Here is a 23310-nt window from a genome sequence, read left to right as displayed (position 1 = left end):
GGCGCATGGGCGAGGGCGCGGCCGAACAGGACAAGGCGGGTCAGGCACAAGGACAGCGTGAAGGCCAGCGCCGCCTTGCGCAGTGGGTCCGCGATTACAGCCGCCTGCCCGGCATTCCCGACGAATTTCTCGGGCCTGACGGCGCCCCGCGCGCGGTCTGGAGCCGGTTCTTCGATGCTTTCGGCACGCTCGCGCCCGACGAGGTCGAGCGGCGCTTCGGCATGGCCGATCGTCACCTGCGGGAGGCGGGCGTCACCTACCGCGCGCCAGGCGACAGCGCCGACCGGCCCTGGGCGATCAGCCATCTGCCCCTGCTGATTGACGAAGCCGACTGGACGCAGCTCTCTGCCGGCATCACCCAGCGGGCCGAGCTCTTGGAGCTCGTGCTGCGCGACATCTATGGAGAGGGGCGGCTGGTGGCGGAAGGCGCGCTGCCCGCGGGCGCGATCGCCGGCAGCCCCGAATTCCTCCGGCCCGTCTGCGGCGTGCCGCCGCCCGGCGGGCGTTATCTCTCGCTCTATGCCGCCGATGTCGGCCGCGGCCCTGATGGCCGCTGGTGGGTGCTCGGCGATCGCACGCAGGCGCCGTCAGGCGCGGGCTACGCGCTGGAGAACCGCCTGGTTCTCTCGCGCGCCTTCTCCGATCTCTACCAGTCGATGAACGTGCCGCGCGTCGCGCCGTTCTTCGAGGCGTTTCGCGATTCACTTCGCGCGCGCGCGGATCGCGACGAGCCGCGCATCGGCGTGCTCACGCCCGGCAGTTTCAGCGAGACCTATTTCGAGCACGCGACGTTGGCGCGCTATCTCGGCTTCCTGCTGGTCGAGGGTGACGATCTCGCCGTGAGCGACAATCGCATCCACATCCGTACCGTCGCAGGGTTGAAGCGGCTCGACGTCCTCCTTCGCCGCGTCGACTCCAATTCGCTCGATCCGCTCGAGCTCGATGCCTCCTCGCATCTCGGCGTGCCCGGCCTGATCGACGTGCTGCGCAAGGACGGCGTCGTCGTCGCCAACATGCCGGGCTCGGGCGTCCTGGAGGCGAGGGCGCTGCTCGGCTTCCTGCCGGCGCTCAGCCGTCGCCTGCTCGGCGAAGAGCTGAAGATGCCGCACATCGCGACCTGGTGGTGCGGCCAGAAATCGGCGCGCGACGAGGTGTTGTCCCGGCTCGACGAGGTCGCGATCGAAGGCGCTTATCGGCGCGGCGTGCCCGGCTTCGATACGAGCGGCCCGGTGCTGGCGAGCGAGCTCGACGCGGCCGGACACCGGCGCCTGATCGATGCCATCAGCGCGCGCGGTATGGATTATGTCGGCCAGGAGGTGGTGCGGCTCTCCACCATGCCGATCTGGGAGCAGGGTCAGCTCACGCCACGCCCCTTCGTGCTGCGCGTGTTTGCCGCCGCGACGCCCGACGGCTGGGCGATCATGCCCGGCGGTTTCTGCCGGATCGCCGAGCGGCCGGATGCACGTGCGGTGTCGATGGGCGACGGCGCGCGCGCTGCCGACGTCTGGGTGGTCTCGGACAAGAAGGTGGCGACCGCGTCCCTGCTGCCGGCGACCGACAAGGTGCGCATCCGCCGGATCGCCGGCGTGTTGCCGAGCCGGGCCGCCGACAATCTGTTCTGGCTCGGCCGCTATCTCGAGCGTGCGGAGGCAACCTTGCGTCTCGTGCGCGCCCTGGGCTCGCCGAGCGGCCCCAACAAGGGCACCTCCGCCTCGCTGCAATCGGCCGAGCGCATCCAGCGCCTGCTGGTGACCTGGGGCGCGATCTCGCAGACCTCGCGCGCCGCACCGGGGCGGATCGTCGCCGAAGCGTTGCAGAGCGAGGCGCGGTTCGGCTCGGCACTGTCGCTGGTACGCGCGGCATTGCGCACGGCGACCTCCTTGCGCGAGCGGCTGTCGCCCGATGCCTGGCAGGTCATCACCGAGATGGCCGAGCGCCTTGCCTACGAGGTCGAGGACGACGACAGCGTGCTGAGCGCGGCCGAGTTGACCTTGCAGGAGCTTGCGAGCTTCGCGGGCCTCGCACAGGAGAACATGAACCGCGCCGCCGGTTGGCGCTTCCTCGATATCGGCCGCCGCACCGAGCGCGCCATCAACACCACGCGTTTTGCCCGGCAGTTTGCTTATGACGAGGCCTGCGACGAGGATCTCGACATCCTGCTGACACTGGTGGATTCCCAGATCACCTATCGCTCGCGCTATTTGCTGGCGCCCATCCTGGCGCCGGTTCGCGACCTCGCGGTGCTCGACAGCTACAATCCGCGCTCGGTCGCATTCCAGGTCGCGACCCTGAACGAGCACATCGCGGCATTGCCGAGCCTGAAGGAGCACGGTCTGATCGAAAAGCCGCAGCGGCTCGCGGTGGCGGTGCAGGCGATGCTGGCCACTGCCGAGGCCGAGAAGCTCGAGGCCAAGACGCTGTTCGCGCTGGAGCAGGATCTACTCAGCCTCGCCGAGGCGATCGGGCTGCATTATTTCCCGCACGGCCCTAATGCGAGCCGGCCGGAAAAGCTGACGGGGCTGGCGTGATCTACGACATCAGGCATGTCACCACTTACGAGTATGAGAGCCCGGTCAGCTTCGCGCGCTGCACGCTGCGGCTCGAGCCGAAGAGCGGTCACGGTCAGGACTTGATCTCGTACAAGCTCGAGATCCGTCCGCGTCCGTCCGAGCGCCATGTCCGCCGCGACTTCTTCGGCTCGCTGACGGAGAGCGTGGTGATCGAGGCTGCGCATCGCAATTTGCGCATCGATTCACGTTCTCGTGTCTGCGTTGCGCGCAAGCCGCCGGCGCGCGATGCCGTCAGCCCGTCCTGGGAGAGCATCCGGGACGTCGCGTTTGAGGCGACCAGCCTCGGGCCGGCCTCGCCGGTCGGCTATGTCTTTGCGAGCCCGCTGGTGCCGGTGCTGCGTCCCGTCAGTGCCTATGCCGCCGAGAGCTTTGCGCCCGGTGTCGGCATCCTCGTCGGCGCCGTCAATCTCATGCATCGGATCCGCACGGAGTTTCGCTACGACCCCAAGGCCACGGTGATCTCGACGCCGCTCCACGAAGTGTTCGACAAGCGTCACGGCGTCTGCCAGGATTTTGCGCACGTCATGATCGCAGGACTTCGCGGGCTCGGCCTGCCGGCGGCCTATGTCAGCGGCTATCTGCGCACCATTCCGCCGCCGGGCCAGCCGCGTTTGCAGGGCGCCGACGCGACCCATGCCTGGGTGTCGCTGTGGTGCGGCGCCGATCTCGGCTGGATCGATTTCGATCCGACCAACGATCTCCTGGTCGCCAATGACCACATCACGCTGGCGGTCGGCCGGGACTTCTCCGATGTGTCGCCGGTCGACGGCATCATCGTCGGCTCGCCCAAACAGAAGCTCGGCGTCGCCGTGGACGTGTTGCTGGTGGAGTGAACGTGGTTTCACCGCTCCCGTTTTGTGAACGAATGCGTACAGCTGAGGGAAATTTGTTTCTCCGTGTTTCCTGGATGTGCCGAACGCAGGTTCATTAACACGCTATTAACGCTGCCCCGCGACATATTGGCTCACTTTCAACGATGCTGAAGCCGAACCCATGGTCGAGGGACTTGCATTGCTGACGGACGCCGCCGAGCAGGTGGCACTGTCGCGGATCTTGCGCAGCTTCAGGCCGAACCTGACGATCTGGCCGGCCTCGAGCATCGCGGAGCTTCGCAAGATCGACGCCGCGGCCCTTCGCGATGCCCGATTGGTCGCCTTTGCTTCCGGCGTCATCGTGCCATCGGACCTGCTCGCGCGCTTCGGCCATGGCGCCTTCAATTTTCATCCGGGGCCGCCGAGCTATCCGGGCTGGGCCCCGGCCCATTTCGCGCTCTATGACCGCGCAGACAGCTTCGGCGTGACCTTTCACGCCATGGCGGAGCGGGTCGATTCCGGTACGATCCTCGACGTCGTGTCGTTTCCGATTCCGCCGGCCAGCACCCTCATGGGGCTCGGCGAGCTCGCTTATGCGCACCTGCTGCAACTGTTCGAAATATGGGCCGAGCCGCTGGCGCGCGAGACCGCACTGACGCCGCGCTGTGCGCTGCCGTGGAGCGGCCGCACCAACACCCGCCGCAGATACAAGGACGCCTGCGACATCCCGCTGGATATTTCCCGGGACGAATTGCAGCACCGCATGCGCGCCTTCGGCGGCAATCATTACGGGATCGCGCCGGCGATCAATCTGCACGGTGTCATCTTCACGGCGTCATCTTCGGAGAGCGCATGACGTCGGTGTCGATGGCTCATGAGCTGCCGCCCACCGGCTCGCCGGGCATGGCCGAGCTGCTGCGCGCCGGGCGCGAGCACTACCGGCGCGGCGAGATCAAGCCCGCGATTGCTGCGTTTCAGGCCGGGCTCGCGCTGGCGGCGACGGTGTCGATCGGCGTCGCGGTCGACGGCGTCGCCGAGTTGCATGCAGCACTCGCCAATGCCTTCATGCTCTGCGACGATATCGGCTCCGCCGCCGAGAACTACAAGGCGGCCTTGCGCATCGCGCCGCATCTCGTTGCCTGCTGGTGCAACCTCGGCATCGTACACCAGCGCGGCGGCCGGACGCAGGACGCGATCTCGCTTTACCTGGAAGCGCTGCGGCGCAATCCAGGCCATCGCCCTTCGCGCACGAATCTGGTCCAGGCACTGGTGACGACGCGGCAGTTCGGAATCGCGAAAACGCTTCTGCTCGAATTGCTCGAGGAGACGCCCGAGGATGCCGATCTGCGCAGCCAGCTCGGCAAGCTCTGCTTCGAGCTCGGCGAGACCGGCGAGGCGGTGGCACAGTTCGAGCGAGCGGTCGCGCTCGCGCCCGAACAGGCCCAGAATTTCTACTGGGTCGGAGCGATCCGTCAGGCGCGCGGCGAGTTGGAGGCGGCACGGGCCGCTTACGCCCACGCCGCACACGTGCATCCGATCCTGCGCCGGCAAGCAACTCAATCGCCGCCGGCGTTTCGGGCGCTGGCCTTGTTTGCGCCCTTCGTCGGCAACACGCCGGTCGAATTTCTCTTCAAGGACTGCGCCTACCAGACCAATATCCTGTCGCTGTTATCAGCTAGCCAGCCGGATATCGCGCTGTTGGCGCGCGAGGCTGATGTCGTCATCAATCTCCTCTCCGACGCCGATCAGGGCGCTGAACTGCTTCCTCTCGCCATCACGATCGCGCGAAGCCTCGGAAAACCCGTCGTCAACGATCCCGCAAAAATCCAGAATACCACGCGCGATGCCACGGCGCTGGCACTCGCAGACGTCGCAGGCTGCCGCGTGCCACGCACCATCCGCGTCACGGCCGGCAAGGAGCTTGCGGGCGGGCTCGAGCTCGTCTTCCCGGTGCTGGCGCGTCAGGCCGGCATGCATGGCGGCGACGTTTTCGAGAAGCTCGATGACGCCGCGGTGCTGACCGCGTTTCTCGCGGCTCATGCCGACCATGATCGCTACGTGATCGACTATATCGACTATCGCTCCGCCGACGGCTTCTTCCGCAAGTACAGGTTCTTGTTCGTCGGCAATGAGATCCTGCCCTATCATCTCGCCGTTGGAGACCACTGGAAGCTTCATCGGGATGCGACCGAGATGGGCCATCACACCTGGATGCAGGACGAGGAGGAGCAATTTCTTCGCGCGCCCGAGCAGATCTTCGGCCCGTCCCATTATCAGGCGTTGCGAGTCATTCGCGATTGCATCGGCCTCGATTATTTCGGCATCGATTGCGGGCTCGACACGAACGACCATCTCGTCGTGTTCGAGGTCAACGCCTCCATGCTCGTGCACGACCAGAATCCGGAATTTCCTTACAAGGACCGGTACATCCACAGGATCAAGCTCGCTTTCGACGGGATGCTCGCGCGCTTGGCGCGAGGGAATTGACGCTGTGGCCCGCTGCGCGGTGGCGGCGTCCTGGTCCGGCCGCGGCAGAGTCCCGGCTCTTCTCGCAAGGTGAACGGCCGGCCAATGGCCGGACCGGGGAGGTCCTCGCATGGCATGGCCGTGGGGTGCGTCGGACTGTGTCCGCAACCGTGATGCTGCGCGGCGGGCAGGATCATATTTGCGTATTTTTGCTCGGGCATTTGGTCAGCCGCCCCAGATTGGGCTATGCTCGGCCTGCGTCGAAGGCGACAATTGGACGAGAGGTCGGGAGTTGGCGTGGGACACCACCGACAGACGGGGCTGCATCCATGATGACGTTACCGAGACTGGCGGCTGAGACCCTGGAGAAGATGCTGGGTTCGTTCATGCGTCGCAGGTACGACGAATCCTCCGCCAGGGTGCTGGAAGGGTCGACGCGAACCGCGATGGAATGTATCGGCAACAGCGACGCGCTGTACCACAACATCGAACACACCATGCTGGTGACGCTGGCCGCTCAGGCCATTCTGACCGGACGCAATCTCCATGCCCACCTTGCGGCGGAGGATTACCTCCATATCCTCATCGCCTGCCTTGCTCACGATATCGGCTACGTCCGCGGTTTGTTTCCTGAGGATGACGAAGACGGCTTCATCATCGATGAGGCCGGGACCAAGGTGTCGCTGCCGCGGGGGGCCTCGGATGCGAGCCTGATGATGTATCACGTCGATCGCTCGAAGCTCTTTGTGCGGCGCCGGCTGCCGCCGATCGGCGGCATCGACTCCGAGCGCGTCGCCCGCGCCATCGAAGGGACGCGCTTCCCGGCGCGCCAGGGCCAGGAATACGACGACGAGGCCTCGATCCTGCGCGCCGCCGACTTCATCGGGCAGCTCGGCGATCCCAACTATCTGCGCAAGGCCAACGCACTCTATTACGAGTTCGAGGAGGTCGGCATGAACCGCCAACTCGGCTATGACTCGCCCGCGGACATCGTGAACCGCTATCCGCAATTCTACTGGAACAGCGTCGCACCGCACATCCAGACCGAGATCGGCTATCTCAACAAGACCGAGATCGGCCGGCAGTGGATCGCCAATCTCTACAGCAACGTCTTCCGCGCCGAGCGCCACATCACTTTGTCCGGTCCGCAGAAATAGCGGCGCTCTTGTGGCCCGCATGAGCGGGAGGTATCCGCCATGCAGCAGAAATCCATCACCACGGACATCCTCGATATCGCCTATCTCGATTACGGCGCACCGGATGGCTGGCCCTGCATCATGGGGCACGGCTTTCCCTATGACGTGAACGCCTATGCCGAGACGGCGCCGCTGATCGCGCAAGCCGGCGCGCGGGTGCTGGTGCCGTGGCTGCGCGGCTACGGCCCGACGCGCTTTCGCTTCGCGGAGACGCCGCGCTCAGGTGAGCAGGCGGCGCTTGGCGCCGATCTCCTGGCCTTCATGGATGCGCTTCGCATCGATCGTGCAGTTGTCGGCGGTTACGACTGGGGCGGGCGCGCGGCCTGCGTGATCTCGGTGCTGCATCCCGAGCGCGTCGTCGGGCTCGTTACCGGCAATTCCTACAACATCCAAAACATTGCCCGTTCGATGGAGCCGGCCTCGCCGACGGAGGAGGCGGCGCTGTGGTACCAATATCTGTTCCACAATGAGCGCGGCCGCCGCGCGCTGCAGCAAAATCGCCGCGGTTTCGCCCGCCAGCTCTGGGCGATGTGGTTCGCCGACGTGGCAATTCGACGACGCCACATTCGAGAAGAGCGCGGTGTCGTTCGACAATCCGGATTTCGTCGACGTCGTGATTCACTCCTATCGCCACCGCTATGCGCTGGTCGAAGGCGATCCCGCCTATGGGGCGATCGAGGCGAAGCTCGCTGCGCAGCCGCCGGTCCGCGTTCCCACGATCGCGATCGACGGCGACAGCGACGGCGTCAATCCCGGAACTGCGCATCACGCGCGCAAGTTTGAAGGCGTCTTCGAGCGGCGGGTCTTCGCAGGCGCCGGTCACAATCTGCCGCAGGAGCGGCCGGCCGAATGGGCGCAGGCCGTGCTGGATGTCCGGAAAGCCACCGCCAGATCCTGATTTTCGCAATTGCGGGAACTTTTCGTCGCGGGCGCCGTCCAAATCCTGAGCTGCGTGTTGCGCTGCCGGGGAGATGACCATGACCGAGGACCAGAAGCCAAGCGGGCCGGACCTGACCAAGGGCGTTGGGCTTTCCGATTTCAAGGACGGCAAATTGCTTGGCCATGTCGGTGAGGAAGACGTCCTCCTGGTCCAAGCCGGCAGCGAGATCTTCGCGATCGAGCCGTCCTGCAGCCATTACCATGGACCGCTCGCCGAAGGGCTTGTGGTCGGCGACACCATCCGCTGTCCCTGGCATCACGCCTGCTTCTCCTTGCGGTCGGGCGAGGCCACGCGTCCGCCGGCGCTGAACGCGTTGGCAGTATGGGACGTCACGCGCGATCACGACAGGATCATCGTCCAGCGCAAGCGTGCGGGGACGTCGACCGTTCATTGCGGCACGCCGACACCGGACAAATTCATCATCGTCGGCGGCGGCGCCGCCGGTTTCGCTGCAGCCGAAACGCTTCGTCGCGAGGGATTTGCCGGCGGCATCACCATGCTCAGCAATGATGGTGCGATGCCGGTCGACAGACCCAACCTTTCCAAGGACTATCTCGCCGGCAACGCGCCGGAGGATTGGCTGCCGCTGCGTGGGGAGGAATATTATCAAGACGCAGGCATCGATCTCAGGCTGAACACGGAAGTCTCGGCGATCGATCCGAAAACGCGCAGCGTGAGGCTCGGCAACGGCGACAAGCTGCCGTTCGATCGGCTGCTGCTCGCAACCGGCGCAGAACCGGTGAAGCTCCGGATCCCCGGCGCAGACCAGCCGCATGTACATACCTTGCGTTCCGTCGCCGACAGCCGCGCCATCATCAAGGCCGCGAGCAGCGCCACGCGCGTGCTGGTGATCGGCGCGAGTTTTATTGGCCTCGAGGTCGCTGCGTCGCTGCGGGCGCGCAAGATCGAGGTGCATGTGGTGGCGCCGGAAGAGCGGCCGATGCAGAAAGTGCTCGGTCCTGACATGGGCGACTTCGTGCGCGGGCTGCACGAGGAGAACGGCGTGATTTTCCACCTAAAGGACACCGTGGAAAAACTCGACGGCACCATCGCCACGCTGAAGAGCGGCGGCGTGATCGATGCCGATCTTGTCGTGGTCGGCATCGGCGTCAAGCCGCGCCTCGCGCTGGCCGAGCAGGCAGGCCTTGCGGCTGACCGCGGCGTCAGCGTCAGCGAATTTCTCGAAACCAGCGTCGCCGGAATCTTTGCGGCGGGCGACATCGCACGCTGGCCCGATCCGCATTCGCGGCAGACCATCCGGGTCGAGCACTGGGTCGTCGCCGAGCGGCAGGGCCAGACCGCGGCGCGCAACATGATGGGCAAGCGCGAGCGCTTCGACGCGGTGCCGTTCTTCTGGAGCCAGCATTACGACGTGCCGATCAACTATGTCGGCCATGCCGAGAGCTTTGACGACATCGCGATCGAGGGCAGCATCAAGGACCGGGATTGCCTGCTGAAATACCGCAAGGACGGCCGTGTGCTGGCGGTCGCCTCGATCTATCGCGATCTCGACAACCTCAAGGCCGAGCTCGACATGGAGCGGTCGGGCGCTTGATCTGCGTCAAGCGTGACGGTCGGCAGGGCTGCTCTGCTGGCCGTGGTCCCGGCGCTGTGCTATTCTGAGATGCGCTCTGGGGCTTCGCATGCAGGAGTAGCCGCCATGACAAGTGCGTCCGATACGTCTCATCCTTCAGGCCTCGGCTCCGGCATTGCAGCACTGCATGCCAAATGGGGCTGGATCGTTGCGCTTGGCGTCGTCTACCTCATCGCCGGCTTCGTCGCGCTCGGCAGCGTGGTGATGGCGACGGTGGCAAGCGTCATCGTGGTCGGCGCGATGATGATTGTCGCGGGTGCCGCCGAGATCATCGGCGCCTTCCAGATGAAGAGCTGGGGCAAGTTCCTGATCTGGGTATTGCTCGGCGTGCTCTATGTCGTCGCCGGCATTCTCACTTTCGACAACCCGCTGCTCGCGGCAGTTTTGCTGACGCTGTTCCTGGGCGCATCGCTGATCGCATCCGGCGCGATCAGGCTGTTTCTCGCCTTCAGCATGAAGCGCGAGAGCCCGTGGGTGTGGGTGGCCCTGTCGGGCGCCATCACGCTGCTGCTCGGTCTGTTGATCGTGGCGCGCTGGCCGGTCAACAGCGTCTACATCCTCGGCCTGTTCCTCGGCATCGATCTGATCATGGCGGGCGCGGGCTGGATCAGTCTCGGCTTCGCGTTGAAGCGCCGCGGCTAACCCGCCAGCAACCCAAAACAAGCCGATGCAAATGTTCCGGAGTTCCGCGCCATCGCTGATTTCACGGACGTTGCGCAATCAATCTCCCCGCTGAATGCGCGTAAGACTCCGGGGATCGAGAACCCACGACCTCCGAGGTCATGTTGCTGACGCAATCCCTGTTTTAGACGGCGACAACGAAAACAGAATGCGGGGACCGCTCAGGTTCTCGCAACGGTTCCGCCGCCAGGGGTTGGCGCGAAATCCGCAAGAGACTGGCGCAAGTCGAAAACGCTGATGCGTTCGCTTGGCCATGTTCTGCGGCATCGGGAACCGGACGAAAAATCAAAGGAGATATGATGGTGTTCCGCTCGAGCGCCGCAGTTTGCGGCGCCCTGGTCGTGCTTGTCAGTTCCGTTACCCGTAGTGAAGCAAGTGGGGTTCATTCAAGCGCCGTCGTCGATGCAGCCTGCGGAAAGGTGATCGTTGGCGCAGCATCCACCTATAATCCATTCAAGCCCGGCAAGGAGGAGGGTGGTCCGAGAACCGCCTCGGGCGAACGCTACGATCCCTCGGTGTGGACCGCCGCGATCAAGACGAGCTTGCGCCGGAAATTTGGCGGCGTCCAATTCGGCGCGCGACCGAAATTTGCGCTCGTCGAGGCCGTCGGCAAGAAGGTCATCGTCAAGATCAACGATGTGGGGCCGCTCAAGCCCGGCCGCATCATCGATCTGAACGAGCGGACGATGCGCCATTTCGATCCGAGCATGGAGCGTGGGGTCATTCCCGACGTCGCGGTCACACCGCTGTCCGGCGACGAGTGGACTCCTGGGCCGGTTGGCTGAACGTTCGCGCCTGCCGAAATAGGCCGATGGGTTCGCCCTGGTCCTGACGCGGACGAACCCGCCGCGCCGCACAAATGGTTCAATGACCATTCTGGCACAAACTGCACAGACTCGCTGCCTATCATAAGTTAACTTCGGGCATGGGCAGCGAGTTGATCATACGCGTCGTTCTCGTCGCGGCCGGTGCTTTCACCGTAGCCGCTGCATCCCTGCTCATTCTCGGCTATTGATCTGGCTCAAACAATGCACCGCGCCGGAGCGTTTCCTGTCATGGGCAGGAGATGCGAAGGAGTGCAACGATGCGGCCATGGGCTTTGCATTCACTGGCGTGGGGGCTGACGGCGATCGGCTTGATTGCCGTCATCTCCGTGCTGCTCTGATTTCGTTAGCTTTGCGATTGATCCATTGCGACGCGATTGCGCGATTGGGCTCGCCCCAATCGCGACATCTTGCTGGCGCCAGGACTCCGTCATCATCTGTTCAAAATTCGCGGCTAGTCTTCCGCTCAACGATTGGTTCGCCGGATGTACGCGGACTGCATCGCAAGCCTCGGCCCTCGTGCCGGGGCTTTTCGTTGCCGACCATGCTCGAGCGGGCTACCCGCGTTTTCTTCGCGCGGTGCGAGGCAGGGCTTCGACGATCACTTTGAAGGCAGCGAACTTCTGTGGCGATGCCGAAGCCTTTGACGGCGGCCTCCCCCCTCGGTGCTTTGAGGCCGTGTGTGAGGCGGTAAGCCCTGCGCCTTGGCGATGAAACGGCGCTTCAGATCATTGTAGTACAATAGTAACGACTATTGATTGAGAGTGGCAGGACCTGCATTCCTGCCGGTTTGGGCGAGCTGAAAGAGAGCAGGAGGCTTCCACCCGAGGAGAGAATTTTGCCGACGTCTGAGAGGGCCATCCCGCCCAGAGCTGGCCCGGAAGGCGGTGACGGCATAAATCAAACGCGTTGGATTCTCGTGGCCGCGATTCTCGTCTCGGCATTGCTTGTTCAGTGGCCGGCCATTCTCAACCCGGATTTGAGTTGCTTGCTGTCCGAGGGAGAGGAGATCCTGGATGGCCGCCATCCGGGCGTCGACCTCTTCGAACTGAATCCGCCGCTCTCGATCTATCTCTACACGCCGGCGGCTTTTCTCGGGCGATTGACGGGCATTGCACCTGAGATCATCGTGGCAGTTCTCGTGATCATCGAGATTGCCGGCGCGCTTGTCATCATCGACCGCGCCGCTGCGGCTGCAAAGCTGGAGGGTGGAGAGCGGAGCCTTTGGACGTGCTTGCTCGCTTTTCTGTTGGCAGTCCTTCCGAACGCCGTATTCGGACAGCGAGAGCACATTGCTGTCGTCGCACTGACCCCCTTTGTCGCCATCACGGCGATTCGCTGGCGCGGCCTTGCCCCCGGACCGGTTGCGATCCTGGCGGGCCTGAGTGCAGGGCTCGCGATGAGCATCAAGCCGCAGCTTGCTTTGGTGGTCGGCCTGCCGACTATCCTCGGCATCATCCACCGGCGTTCTCTCAGGCCGTTGTTCACGCCTGAAGCCTGTGCAGCCGCCGCGATCGTCGTCGGCTACGCCGGGGTGCTCGTCTTCGTCTTTCCCGGTTATCTGTTCGACTTTGCACCGATGGTCGCCGCCACCTATGTCACGATGAGGAGGGATTTGGCCGGCCTGCTTCCTTTCCCCGTCGTCGTGATCGTTGCTTCCATCGCGTTTCTGCGTCAGGTGGCCCCGCGGGATTTCAAGTTCGGCGGCGACGCAACCCCCTGGCTGGCGGCGGCCATTGGCGGAGCCGCGAGCTTCGTTCTTCAGGGCAAGGGCTGGACATACACGCTCTACGCACTTTGCGTGTTTGCGATTGCTGCGCCATTGCTGCATGTTCGCACGAGGACGTTGCCGATGTCCGTCAGGATCGGCGGCTTCGCCGGTGTTGCGCTCATCGGGTTCTGCCTGTGCCTGTCGCTGCCCGAGTTTCCGCCGCTGGAGCAGCGTATGCAGACGCTTGCAAAGCATCCCCGGCTGCTCACGTTGACTGATCACCTCGCCCTTGGGCATCCGCTCGTCCGCCAAATCCATGGCACATGGGTTGGCGGTTCGTGCGCACAGGTGCTGACGGCCGGCGCACTTTTGGCCCGGAGCAGCCCAGAGACGACGGCGGCAGAGCGATCGAAGCTGAACGACATCATGAACTTCGAGCGGCGGCAGGTGTTGGCGGACGTGCGGAACGGCCGCCCGGATGTCATTCTCGTGGACACCTTGCTGCAGAGTTCGGTCCCATTCGATTGGTTGGGCTGGGCCAAGTCCGACCCCGATCTCCAGACGGAGTTGCGCCGGTATCGTGAAGTCGAGGGCGTCGGCCGTGTCCGCATATTCGTCGACCAGCCGGGACTGGAGCGCTGAGCTGTCTCGCGCCGGTGTTTTGCCCGACGCGTCGCTTTGCCAGGCGGCGAACTGGAGGACTATCCTGCCCTGGCGATCCGGCTGTCCGAGCGCAGGTTCTGGAAGAATTTCTCCACTTCGCGCGACAGCGTATCCGCCGTTGCGGTCAGGCTGCTCGCCGCCGTCAGCACCGAAGTTGCCGCCGTGTCGGTCTCGCCGATGGCATCGCGCAGCGAGGTGATGTTGGCGACCAGCGTCTCGTTGCCTTGGGCTGCGCTTTGCGCGTTGGAGGAGATCTCGCGCGTGGCCTGGTCCTGCTGGCCGACGGCGCCTGCGATCGCCGAGGTGACCTCGTTGATCTCGCGCACCGCGCCGCCGATCTCGCGCACGGCATCGACGGCGTTGCGGGTGGAGGACTGGATCATCGCGACGTTCTCGCTGATGTCGGCGGTCGCCTTCGCCGTCTGTCCGGCCAGCGCCTTCACTTCGTGCGCGACGACGGCAAAGCCGCGGCCCGCATCGCCGGCGCGGGCGGCCTCGATGGTGGCGTTGAGCGCGAGCAGATTGGTCTGCTCGGCGATGGTCTGAATGAGGGTCAGCACGCCGTCGATGCGTTGCGTGGCAGCGGCAAGGCTCTCGATTTCGGCGATCGATTTCTCGGTGCGCTGGCCGGTCTGCTCGACGGCGCTCGCGCTCTGTCGGACCTGGCGGCCGATCTCCTCGACCGAGGCCGACAGCTCCTCGGCCGCGCCTGCCACGGCCGTGACGTTGTGGTAGGCCTGCTCGGTCGCGCTTGCGGCGGTGCCGGCGCGGCTGTTCGCGTCGGCCGTGACGCGCGTGATGGTCTGCGCGGTCTCGCGCATCACACCGGCATTGTCGCTGAGGCCGCGCATGATCGCGCCGATCGCGCCGCGAAATTCGTCGACGGATTGCTCGATGTGGCGCGCGCGCTCTTCGCGCGCCGCCGAATCCTGCGAGACCTGCGCGGCGAGGTTGCGGTTGCGGCCCATCGCGTCCTGGAACACTTCGATGGCGCGGGCCAGTGCGCCGATTTCGTCGGCGCGGCCGGAGTGCGGCACCACGACATTCTCGGCGCCGTCGGCGACCTGCTTGATGGTCGCGGTGATCGCAGCGAGCGGCCGGGCGATCGAGCGGGCGATGATGATGATGCCGATCACGACCAGCGCCAGCGCCACGCCGGCGAGGCAGGTCAACACGAAGGACAGCATGCGGTTGGTCTCGGTCTGAAGCGCGATCTGCCGGGCGCGCTCGGCATAGACCTTGGACAGCGCTTCGAGATCCTTGTTCAGTGCCGAGCGCACGGCGCGGTTGGCGTCGTTGTCGCCCCATTCGCGACCCGCGGCCGCATTGATCTCGACGGCGCGGCGCACCAGCTCCCTGCGGAATTCGACGAACTGCTCGATGCGCTTTTTGAAGGTGGCGAACTGCTCGGCGTCGTCCGCCCTGACGATGCTCTCCCAGCCTTTCACCACGCTCAAAATCCGCTCGTTGAACTTGAGCAGGCCGTCGCCGTATTTCTTCACGACGGCCGGCTCGGTCGACATGTAGACGCCGCGCGATTCCATCACGACCGCGTAGACCAGCGAATTGACGCGCTCGACGTTCAGCGCGGCCGCATTCGCCGTCTCGATCGCGCTGGTCAGCTCGGTGCTGCGGCGGCTGTTGTAGTCGGACAGCATCGCGATCGCGGCCGTGAGCAGGGCGAACAGCGCGAAGATCGCGTAGAGCTTGGTTGCGAGCGAGAGACGGCCTGTCAGGGCGGCGGCGTTCTCAGATCGGTCGTTTTGCATGATGTTCGGGGCTCGAATGGCCTGGAGCGGCCGGTGTGCGCGATCGTCTAAAATTGATGCAAAACTATGCAGAATGAAGATGGACGCAGCGTTAACGCGACCATCGGCCCGTTTCGCCCTCGCTCAAAGGAAGGTAAGATATTTCAGCGTCTTGATCCGAAGGCATAGCCTCAGGATCGCCTGGATTCGGTCACTGGCCGACAGTACCCGGAGGGGCCTTTGGTCTATCGCCACGCCATCGCCGCCACGACCTACACTTTCCCCGACCTCCGCGACCTCCTCGCCAAGGCGACGCCTCCGCGCTCCGGCGACCGGCTGGCCGGCATTGCCGCCGGCAGCGCCGAGCAGATGATCGCGGCGCGGATGGCGCTCGCGGACGTCCCCTTAAGTCAATTCCTCAACGAGGCCGTCATTCCCTATGAGACCGACGAGGTCACCCGGCTGGTGATCGACAGCCATGACAGCGAGGCGTTTGCGCAGGTCTCTTCGCTGACGGTCGGAGCCTTCCGCGACTGGCTGCTCTCGGACGCCGCCAGGCCGGAGACTTTGCGCAAGCTCGCGCCGGGCATCACGCCGGAGATGGCGGCTGCAGTGTCGAAACTGATGCGCAACCAGGACCTGATCCTGGCGGCGCGCAAATGCGAGGTCACGACGGCCTTCCGCAACACCATCGGCCTGAAAGGCCGGATGAGCACGCGGCTGCAGCCGAACCATCCGTTCGACGATGCGAGGGGCATCACCGCCTCGATCCTCGACGGCCTGCTGCTTGGCGCCGGCGATGCCTGCATCGGCATCAACCCGGCGAGCGACGATCCGGCTGGAATCGCGCGACTGCTGCGGCTGCTGGACGAGATCATCGCCCGGCTGAAAATCCCGACGCAAGGATGCGTGCTGACCCATGTCACGACGACGATGTCGCTGATCGGGCAGGGCGTGCCGGTCGACCTCGTCTTCCAGTCGATCGCCGGCACCGAGGCCGCCAACCGCAGCTTCGGCATCGGCCTCGCTTTGCTGAAGGAGGCGCGCGAAGCCGGGCTGTCGCAGAAGCGCGGCACGGTCGGTGAGAACGTCATGTATTTCGAAACCGGCCAGGGCTCGGCATTGTCGGCCAATGCCCATCACGGCGTCGACCAGCAGACCTGCGAGGCGCGCGCCTATGCGGTGGCCCGCGCCTTTGCCCCGCTGCTGGTCAACAGCGTGGTCGGCTTCATCGGCCCCGAATATCTCTACGACGGCAAGGAGATCATCCGGGCGGGACTGGAGGATCATTTCTGCGGCAAGCTGCTCGGCCTGCCGTTGGGCGTCGACATCTGCTACACCAACCATGCCGAGGCGGACCAGGACGACATGGACAATCTCCTGACGCTGCTCGCTGCTGCCGGCGTCACCTTCATCATGGGCGTGCCCGGCGCCGACGACGTCATGCTGAACTACCAGTCGACCTCCTTCCACGATGCGCTCTATGTGCGCGACATCTTCGGTGCGGCACGTGCGCCGGAGTTCGACGACTGGCTGATTGAGACCGGCATTGCCGGGGCCGATTTCCGGCTTGCCGGTGACGCAGGCCTGTTGCCTGATTTTGCGTCACGGCTGATCGCCTAGCGTGAAAATCCGCGAAAACATCCTCCTGCCGGCGTGAACCGGAGAAACCATTGGCGCGTCTCACGAATTAGTTCGGTGCCACAATATTGAGGAATTCCGGCCGCAGCGTTACGCTCTGTTTCTGGAGACCTCGTCAGTACCGTTCGTAGAACGTGGTTGGGGGAAGTTCGATGCGCGCTGAAAGCAACGGAACAAGTCGGCATATTCTCTGTGTCTTTCCGCGTTACACCTCGTCATTCGGCACCTTCGAGCACGCCTATCCGCTGACCGACGGCGTCCGCGCCTTCATGCCGCCGCAGGGCCTGCTGCTGCTCGCGGCCTACCTGCCGAAGGAATGGCAAGTCAAATTCGTGGACGAAAATCTCCGCAGCGCGACCAAGGAAGAGTTCGAATGGGCGGAGGCCGTCTTCGTCAGCGGCATGCACATCCAGCGCCAGCAGATGAACGACATCTGTCGCCGCGCCCACGAGTTCGGCCTGCCCGTTGCGCTCGGCGGCCCGTCGGTCAGCGCCTGCCCGGACTATTATCCGTCGTTCGATTATCTCCATGTCGGCGAGCTCGGCGACGCCACCAACCAGCTCATCGAGATTTTGGCGCGCGACACGGCACGCCCCGAGCGCCAAGTGGTGCTGACGACCAGAGAGCGCGTGCCGATGACGGAGTTTCCGATCCCGGCCTACGAGCTCGCCGATGTGAAGCGCTACTTCCTCGGCAGCATCCAGTATTCCAGCGGCTGCCCGTATGAGTGCGAGTTCTGCGACATCCCCGGCCTCTATGGCCGCAACCCGCGCATCAAGACACCCGAACAGATCATCGCCGAGCTCAATCGCTTGCGCGAATGCGGCATGACCGACACTGTCTATTTCGTCGATGATAATTTCATCGGCAACCGCAAGGCGGCGATGGACCTGCTGCCGCATCTGATCGAATGGCAGAAGAAGACCGGCTATGTGATGCGGCTTGCCTGCGAGGCGACGCTCAATATCGCCAAGCGTCCCGAGATCCTCAAGAAGATGCGCGAGGCCTATTTCATCACCATCTTCTGCGGCATCGAGACGCCGGACCCCGACGCGCTGAAGGCCATGCACAAGGACCACAACATGATGGTCCCGATCCTGGAGGGCGTGCGCACCATCAACTCCTACGGCATGGAGGTGGTGTCGGGCATCATCATGGGGCTCGATACCGACAAGCCCAACACCTCGGAGGCGCTGCTCGCCTTTGTCGAGGAATCGCGGATCCCGCTGCTCACCATCAACCTGCTTCAGGCGCTGCCGAAGACCCCGCTATGGGACCGGCTGGCGCGGGAAGGGCGCCTGATCGATGACGAGGGCCGCGATTCCAACGTCGATTTCCTGTTGCCCTATGACGAGGTCGTCGCATCCTGGAAGCACGCCATGGGCGTGGCTTATGAGCCCGAGAAGGTCTATGCGCGCTTCCAGTATCAATGCGACCACGTCTATGTGCATCGCCTCAAGACGCCGGTGCCGGAGGAAATGAAGACCTGGGCCAACATCCGGCGTGGCCTCGTCATGCTGCGCAACATCTTCTGGAAGGTCGGCGTGCGCGGCGACTACAGGCGCGTGTTCTGGAAGTTTGCGCTGGGGCGCCTCAAGCGCGGCGACATCGAGGGGCTGATCGGCTGTACCTTGATCGCGCATCATCTGATCACCTTTGCCCGCGCGGCCTCCAGCGGCAAGCAGAACGCATCGAACTATTCGATCCGGCTGCGCGAAGCGTCCGTTCCCGCCGAATGAGCGACAAGCCCGTTCCGGCGCGCCCGACCGTCGACCTCAGATCGTTCACGCCGGCGCGCGTCGCGCTCGGGCGAAGCGGCGCAAGCCTGCCGACCGGACCGCTGCTCGATTTCACGCTGGCCCATGCCCGCGCCCGCGATGCCGTGCATGCCGCCTTCGATTCGCGGCGCCTGGCGGCCGCGGTGAGGGCGCTTGGTCTCGATGTCACCGAGGCCAGCAGCCGGGTCGCCGATCGCAGGGACTATCTGCGCCGGCCGGATCTGGGACGGCAGCTCGATGCCGGCTCCGCCGCGGCGTTGGCCCATGCTGCCGCCGCGCCGTGCCAGCTTGCGATCGTGATCGGCGACGGATTGTCGGCCGCCGCGGTTCATGCCCATGCGGTCGCGCTGCTGCAAACCCTGCTGCCGCTGCTTGGGGAAGGCGAGGCCGTCGCGATTGGCCATGCCGTCGTCGCCTCAGGCGCGCGAGTCGCGCTCGGTGATCAGATCGGGGCCATTCTCGGGGCCCGCATGGTTGTGATGCTGATCGGCGAGCGGCCGGGCCTGTCCGCCCCCGACAGCCTCGGGGCCTATCTGACCTTTGCGCCGAAGCCCGGCCTGACCGATGCGGAGCGCAATTGCGTGTCAAATATCCACAAGGCCGGTTTGAGCTACGACGAGGCCGCGCTCAAGCTCGCCTGGCTCGTCCGCGAGGGATTGGCGCGCCAGGTCACAGGCGTGGCGCTCAAGGACGAAAGCGCCGACCGCCGACCGCGTGGAATTGGCACAGCTCTGCCGCAATAACGGGAATTCCGGCAAATCGCCGCATCTTGATTGATCTGGAGTCCTCCCGGCGTGCTTGCGAGAAGGGTGATTGACCTGCTAAACCGCTGCCGGCGATTTTCCGCGCATTTTCAAAGGGCAAGCCTCCCATTGGCAAGCCTCCGATTGGTATGGCGTTTTCAAGCCGTTCGCAGGGCGCGCGCACTAAGCTCATAGACCGAGCCGATTGAGGAATTGGACAAGGCATGCTCGAAAAGCACCGCGAGAATGAGGTTCATGTCGACAAGGTCGAGCAGGGGCCTGCCTCCTCCATCGCCTTCGGGCTGGAGCGTCTCGGCCTGATTGCGGTCCGGGCGCCGATCGTCTCCTGCATCATCCTGCTCGCGCTGATCGTCGGCGCGGTGTTCGGTATCCATCGCATCAAGATCGACGATTCGCTGTCGCAGCTGTTCCGCTCCAACACCCCGGAATTCAAGCAGTACGAAGAGGTGACGAAGAAGTTCCCGGCCGAGGAATTCGACGTCCTCGTCGTGGTCGAGGGCAAGACTCTGCTGGCGCGGAACAACCTCGAGAAGCTGCGCGATTTCGTCACCGACATGCAGCTGGTCGAGGGTACCCGCGGTCTGGTCTCGCTGTTCTCGGCTCGCCAGGCGCCGGCGCCGGGCAAGCTGCCGGCCGCGCTGTTCCCGGCCGAACTGCCCGAGGGCGCGGCCTATGATCAGTTCATCGAAACCGTCAAGAACAACGAGATCATCCGCGGCAAACTGTTGTCGGAGGACGGCACGCTGGCGCTGATCGTGCTCTCGCTCGATCCGGAGGTGGTCGCCTCCAGCAAGCTCGGCAAGGTCGTCGGCGACATCCGTGCGCTGATGAAGGAGGATCTCGGTGACACCGGGCTCAGCGTGCAGCTCTCCGGCGTACCGGTGATGCAGCTCGAGATCCGAAACGCGGTCGAGCGCGACGGCCTCACCTACAACATCCTCGGCATTCTCGCCGGCTGCATCATCGCGATCATCTTCTTCCGCAAGATCTCCTTCATGGTGGTGGCGGCGTTCCCGCCGATGATCGCGATCCTGATCGCACTCGGCGCGCTCGGCTGGGCCAATTTCAATCTCAACATGTTCCTGAACGTGATGACGCCGCTCATCATGGTGATCAGCTTCTCGGACTCGATGCAGCTGACCTTCGCCGCCCGTGACCGGCTGATCGCGGGCCAGGACAAATTCACCGCGTTCAAGAATGCCGTGCTGGTGGTGGGCCCGGCCTGCGTGCTGACGCATGGCACCGCCGGCATTTCCTTCATCGCGCTGCAATTCTCGGATTCCGACCTGATCCGTAAGTTCGGCGAGGCGGGCCTGGCGGCCACCATCATCGCGCTGATCACGGTGCTGTCTCTGGTGCCGGTGTTCGGCGTGTTGTTCGTGCGCAACGAAAAGGTCTTTGCGGTCAAGTTCCAGAGCGCGGATGCGGGCGTGCAGGCGCTGCGCAATTTCTGCTACTGGATCGCGGTGCGCATGGTCGGCCGGCCCGGCCTGTTCAGCCTGATCGCACTGCTGTTCGTCGCCGGCCTGGGTGTTGTCTATGCCAATCTGCAGCCGCGCTACCGGCTCGCCGATCAGGTGCCGGACAAGCGCCAGGCGGTTGCCGCCAGCAACCGGCTCGATGCCAAGCTGACGGGCGCCAATCCGGTCAACGTCCTGATCCAGTTCCCCAAGGGTGAAACGCTCTACTCGCCGGAGACGCTGCAGACCATCGCCGACGTGCACGCGACCGTGGAGAAGGCGGCGGGCGTCGGCAACGTCTGGTCGCTGGAGACGCTGCGCCGCTGGCTGGCGGAGAAGGCCGGCAGCGATGACGTCGCGACGCTCAAGGAATATGTGAACGTCATCCCCGAGCATCTGGTGCGCCGGTTCATCGATGCTCAGCAGGATGCGGTGGTCGTGGCCGGTCGCGTGCCGGACAAGGATTCCAGCCAGCTCCTGCCGATCGTCGACAAGCTCGATTCCGAGCTCGACTCGGTCCGCAAGAAGCATCCCGGCTACGAGATCGCCGTCACCGGTCTCGCCGCCATTGCCGCTCGGAACTCGGCCGGCATGATCGAGAAGCTGAACCGCGGCCTCACCGTGGAATTCGCGCTGGTCGCGCTCTTCATTGGCCTCGCCTTCCGCTCCTGGGTGGTGATGTTCGCCTGCATCCTGCCGGGTATCTTCCCGGTGGTGATGTCGGGGACGGTGCTGTGGGCGATGGGCGAGGGCCTGCAATTTGCCAGCGTCGTCGCGCTCACGGTCTCGTTCGGCCTGGGCCTCTCCGCCACCATCCACTTCCTCAATCGTCTGCGATTGGAGAGCAAACCCGGCGTCGGCTCGGCGCTGGCGGTGGAGCGCGCGACCGTGCTGGTCGGCCCGGCGCTGATCCTGACCACGGTGGTGCTGGCCTGCGGCCTCGTCGTCACCGTGTTCTCGGACCTGCCGTCGCTGCGGCTGTTCGGCTGGCTCAGCGCCTTCTCGATGGTGGCGGCGCTTGTCGCCGACCTCTTCATCCTGCGGCCGACCGCGATGTGGCTGATCAATCTGCACGCCAGGCTTCACGGCCCCGACAAGCCGGCGATCTGAGCGAGGTCAACAAATTCCCGGCAGCAAAAAGCCCCGGTTCGCGAGAGCCGGGGCTTTTTTCTTTCGAGGAAGAGAGGACGATCAGCCCCTCGTCATGGTGATGTTGACGCCGCGGATCTCGCCCTTGGACGAGATCTGCACGGTCTGCTTGGAGCCGTTGGTGCGCAGCGACAGATTGGCGGCAAAGCCGTTGGCCTCGACGAACACGTCGATCTGGCCGCCGCCGGCGGTCCCTTGCAGATTGCCGAAGATGTTGCGGTTGGACTCGCTCCAGTTGCCGGAGATCCGCTCGCCCTGGCTGGTCACGTCGCTGGTGAGGTCGAACTTGTAGCTGTCGGATGCGCAGTGCAGCGCCTGCTTGAGGTTGAGGCCGGTGCCGGCGACCTTGTAGTCCGCCTTGCAGCGGATGCGCTCGGTCGAGCCATCGGACAGCGACACCGTGCCGGTGCCGGTCCATGCCCCGTCGAAACCGGCGAAGGGACCGGACGACTGAGCGTGGCTTGCCGCAACTGAGAAGAGCAGCGCCGCGCCAATGCCGGCCGCCTTGATTGCCAGTTCAGATCGCCCAAAGAATTTCATCATCAATATCCCGTTTTGGAACGACGCCTGCTTCATCGCAGATCGTCTCGCCACATCGAACGTTTAGTGTTGTGAGGCGGGGTCAGGTTCAAGAGGCTGGGCCGAGCGGTCTTGCAACGGTCCGTGCCTGGATCCCCTCTGTTTCCATGTGTTTCCGGCCGGAATGGCCGATCTGACAGATGCAGCTCTGCAACAGGTCTGCCGTAAAACGCCGTGCCTCAGAATTTCGACGTAGTATCAAACCCTTACCTCTGCCAATGAAGATCGGGGGAAGACCTGATTTGGTACGCGCGGCGCCAATTTGGCCGCATTTACCAGCGCTTGTGGCCTTCTCCGGTGCCGCTCTCATCCCGCGGTAACTTGCCATCAGAACAATCCGTTCCCGTCGTCTGCCCTGTGCTGTGCGGGATTGGTGCGATTCTGCCGTTAGAATGAAGGAATACAATGCGTAAGCTTTTCGTCGCTCTCACCGTGCTGTCGGCAACCCTGTCCACGGCTGCGTTCGCCCAGCAGGGCGGCCGTGGCACCGAAGCCGAGCAGAAGGCCTGCACGCGCGATGTGCAGAAGTTCTGCCGTCCGGTTATTGATCAGGGCGATTTCACTGTCCTGGCCTGCCTCAAGGAGAATCGGGCCAAGATCTCGCAGGCCTGCGACCAGGTCCTGAAGAACCACAACCAATAAGCTCGGCCACTGGCCCACAAAGGCGGCCCCCAGGGGCCGCCTTTTTCAGGCCGGATCCGCGGGGCTGCCATCGCGAGACAGGATTGGTTTTG

The 23310-nt window shown here is 64.5% G+C and carries 16 protein-coding genes and 1 pseudogene; 15 read left to right on the top strand and 2 right to left on the bottom strand.

Annotated features, from left to right (window positions below; all coding sequences use genetic code 11):
• The first annotated feature begins 5 nt into the window (after positions 1–5).
• The 10 genes and pseudogenes from ACVWZ4_RS00425 (at position 6) to ACVWZ4_RS00380 (ending at position 13436) form a co-directional block, all read left to right on the top strand.
• On the top strand, positions 6–2528 hold the full coding sequence (locus tag ACVWZ4_RS00425; RefSeq protein WP_456739610.1) for a circularly permuted type 2 ATP-grasp protein: 2523 nt from the start codon (positions 6–8) through the stop codon (positions 2526–2528).
• The gene (locus tag ACVWZ4_RS00420) at positions 2525–3403 is read left to right on the top strand and encodes a transglutaminase family protein (RefSeq protein ID WP_456738122.1); all 879 of its coding nucleotides are present in this window, start codon (positions 2525–2527) and stop codon (positions 3401–3403) included. Before ACVWZ4_RS00425 ends, ACVWZ4_RS00420 begins: the two co-directional genes overlap by 4 nt.
• Positions 3404–3563: 160 nt before the next feature.
• A complete protein-coding gene (locus ACVWZ4_RS00415; protein WP_456739609.1) occupies positions 3564–4238 on the top strand; it encodes a formyltransferase family protein in 675 nt (224 codons plus the stop codon).
• Positions 4235–5869, top strand: coding sequence for a tetratricopeptide repeat protein (locus ACVWZ4_RS00410; protein WP_456739608.1), 1635 nt, complete (start codon positions 4235–4237; stop codon positions 5867–5869). Before ACVWZ4_RS00415 ends, ACVWZ4_RS00410 begins: the two co-directional genes overlap by 4 nt.
• 308 nt (positions 5870–6177) lie before the next feature.
• Positions 6178–7005 carry an HD domain-containing protein gene (locus ACVWZ4_RS00405; RefSeq protein WP_456702542.1) on the top strand — a complete coding sequence of 276 codons (828 nt, stop codon included), beginning with the start codon at positions 6178–6180 and terminating at the stop codon, positions 7003–7005.
• Positions 7006–7044: 39 nt separating this feature from the next.
• Positions 7045–7942, top strand: a pseudogene (locus ACVWZ4_RS00400) (alpha/beta fold hydrolase).
• A gap of 79 nt (positions 7943–8021) precedes the next feature.
• Entirely contained in the window at positions 8022–9539 is a 1518-nt protein-coding gene (locus tag ACVWZ4_RS00395) for an FAD-dependent oxidoreductase (RefSeq protein ID WP_456739606.1), read from the top strand.
• Between the two features lie 105 nt (positions 9540–9644).
• The gene (locus tag ACVWZ4_RS00390) at positions 9645–10220 is read left to right on the top strand and encodes an HdeD family acid-resistance protein (RefSeq protein WP_456702545.1); all 576 of its coding nucleotides are present in this window, start codon (positions 9645–9647) and stop codon (positions 10218–10220) included.
• Between the two features lie 335 nt (positions 10221–10555).
• Complete coding sequence (locus tag ACVWZ4_RS00385) at positions 10556–11044, top strand: septal ring lytic transglycosylase RlpA family protein (protein WP_456739605.1); 489 nt, start codon at positions 10556–10558, stop codon at positions 11042–11044.
• Positions 11045–12002: 958 nt separating this feature from the next.
• Complete coding sequence (locus ACVWZ4_RS00380) at positions 12003–13436, top strand: hypothetical protein (protein WP_456738128.1); 1434 nt, start codon at positions 12003–12005, stop codon at positions 13434–13436.
• Between the two features lie 59 nt (positions 13437–13495).
• Here ACVWZ4_RS00380 and ACVWZ4_RS00375 read toward each other — a convergent pair whose 3' ends face one another.
• A complete protein-coding gene (locus tag ACVWZ4_RS00375) occupies positions 13496–15226 on the bottom strand; it encodes a methyl-accepting chemotaxis protein (RefSeq protein WP_456702548.1) in 1731 nt (576 codons plus the stop codon).
• A gap of 219 nt (positions 15227–15445) precedes the next feature.
• Between ACVWZ4_RS00375 and ACVWZ4_RS00370 the strand changes: the two genes are divergently transcribed.
• From ACVWZ4_RS00370 to ACVWZ4_RS00355, 4 genes are all read left to right on the top strand, one after another.
• Positions 15446–16828, top strand: coding sequence for an ethanolamine ammonia-lyase subunit EutB (locus tag ACVWZ4_RS00370; RefSeq protein WP_456738130.1), 1383 nt, complete (start codon positions 15446–15448; stop codon positions 16826–16828).
• A 170-nt stretch (positions 16829–16998) separates the two neighbouring features.
• Positions 16999–18585, top strand: coding sequence for a B12-binding domain-containing radical SAM protein (locus ACVWZ4_RS00365; RefSeq protein ID WP_456702549.1), 1587 nt, complete (start codon positions 16999–17001; stop codon positions 18583–18585).
• Positions 18582–19367, top strand: a complete 786-nt coding sequence (gene eutC / locus ACVWZ4_RS00360) for an ethanolamine ammonia-lyase subunit EutC (protein WP_456702550.1) — start codon at positions 18582–18584, stop codon at positions 19365–19367. The genes ACVWZ4_RS00365 and eutC overlap by 4 nt, the downstream gene beginning before the upstream one ends.
• Positions 19368–19591: 224 nt before the next feature.
• Positions 19592–21958 (top strand): efflux RND transporter permease subunit, encoded by a 2367-nt coding sequence (locus tag ACVWZ4_RS00355; RefSeq protein WP_456702551.1) that lies wholly within the window; start codon positions 19592–19594, stop codon positions 21956–21958.
• A gap of 81 nt (positions 21959–22039) precedes the next feature.
• On the opposite strand, the gene ACVWZ4_RS00350 is transcribed toward ACVWZ4_RS00355, so the two are convergent.
• On the bottom strand, positions 22040–22537 hold the full coding sequence (locus tag ACVWZ4_RS00350; protein WP_456705219.1) for a hypothetical protein: 498 nt from the start codon (positions 22535–22537) through the stop codon (positions 22040–22042).
• 444 nt (positions 22538–22981) lie between these two features.
• On the opposite strand from ACVWZ4_RS00350, the gene ACVWZ4_RS00345 reads away from it, so the two are divergent.
• Complete coding sequence (locus ACVWZ4_RS00345) at positions 22982–23218, top strand: cysteine rich repeat-containing protein (RefSeq protein WP_456702552.1); 237 nt, start codon at positions 22982–22984, stop codon at positions 23216–23218.
• Positions 23219–23310 lie beyond the last annotated feature (92 nt).

The sequence above is a fragment of the Bradyrhizobium sp. USDA 4472 genome, assembly GCF_054058595.1.
The sequence above is the reverse complement of the archived record's forward strand: the minus strand, read 5'-3'. Positions and strand labels throughout refer to the sequence as shown.

Excerpts from the sequence above, each read along its gene's own strand:
- ACVWZ4_RS00425 (WP_456739610.1), top strand. The coding sequence starts at position 6 with ATGGGCGAGGGCGCGGCCGAACAGGACAAGGCGGGTCAGGCACAAGGA.
- ACVWZ4_RS00415 (WP_456739609.1), top strand. The coding sequence starts at position 3,564 with ATGGTCGAGGGACTTGCATTGCTGACGGACGCCGCCGAGCAGGTGGCA.
- ACVWZ4_RS00410 (WP_456739608.1), top strand. The coding sequence starts at position 4,235 with ATGACGTCGGTGTCGATGGCTCATGAGCTGCCGCCCACCGGCTCGCCG.
- ACVWZ4_RS00405 (WP_456702542.1), top strand. The coding sequence starts at position 6,178 with ATGATGACGTTACCGAGACTGGCGGCTGAGACCCTGGAGAAGATGCTG.
- ACVWZ4_RS00395 (WP_456739606.1), top strand. The coding sequence starts at position 8,022 with ATGACCGAGGACCAGAAGCCAAGCGGGCCGGACCTGACCAAGGGCGTT.
- ACVWZ4_RS00390 (WP_456702545.1), top strand. The coding sequence starts at position 9,645 with ATGACAAGTGCGTCCGATACGTCTCATCCTTCAGGCCTCGGCTCCGGC.
- ACVWZ4_RS00385 (WP_456739605.1), top strand. The coding sequence starts at position 10,556 with ATGATGGTGTTCCGCTCGAGCGCCGCAGTTTGCGGCGCCCTGGTCGTG.
- ACVWZ4_RS00375 (WP_456702548.1), bottom strand. The coding sequence starts at position 15,226 with ATGCAAAACGACCGATCTGAGAACGCCGCCGCCCTGACAGGCCGTCTC.
- ACVWZ4_RS00365 (WP_456702549.1), top strand. The coding sequence starts at position 16,999 with ATGCGCGCTGAAAGCAACGGAACAAGTCGGCATATTCTCTGTGTCTTT.
- eutC (WP_456702550.1), top strand. The coding sequence starts at position 18,582 with ATGAGCGACAAGCCCGTTCCGGCGCGCCCGACCGTCGACCTCAGATCG.
- ACVWZ4_RS00355 (WP_456702551.1), top strand. The coding sequence starts at position 19,592 with ATGCTCGAAAAGCACCGCGAGAATGAGGTTCATGTCGACAAGGTCGAG.
- ACVWZ4_RS00350 (WP_456705219.1), bottom strand. The coding sequence starts at position 22,537 with ATGAAATTCTTTGGGCGATCTGAACTGGCAATCAAGGCGGCCGGCATT.
- ACVWZ4_RS00345 (WP_456702552.1), top strand. The coding sequence starts at position 22,982 with ATGCGTAAGCTTTTCGTCGCTCTCACCGTGCTGTCGGCAACCCTGTCC.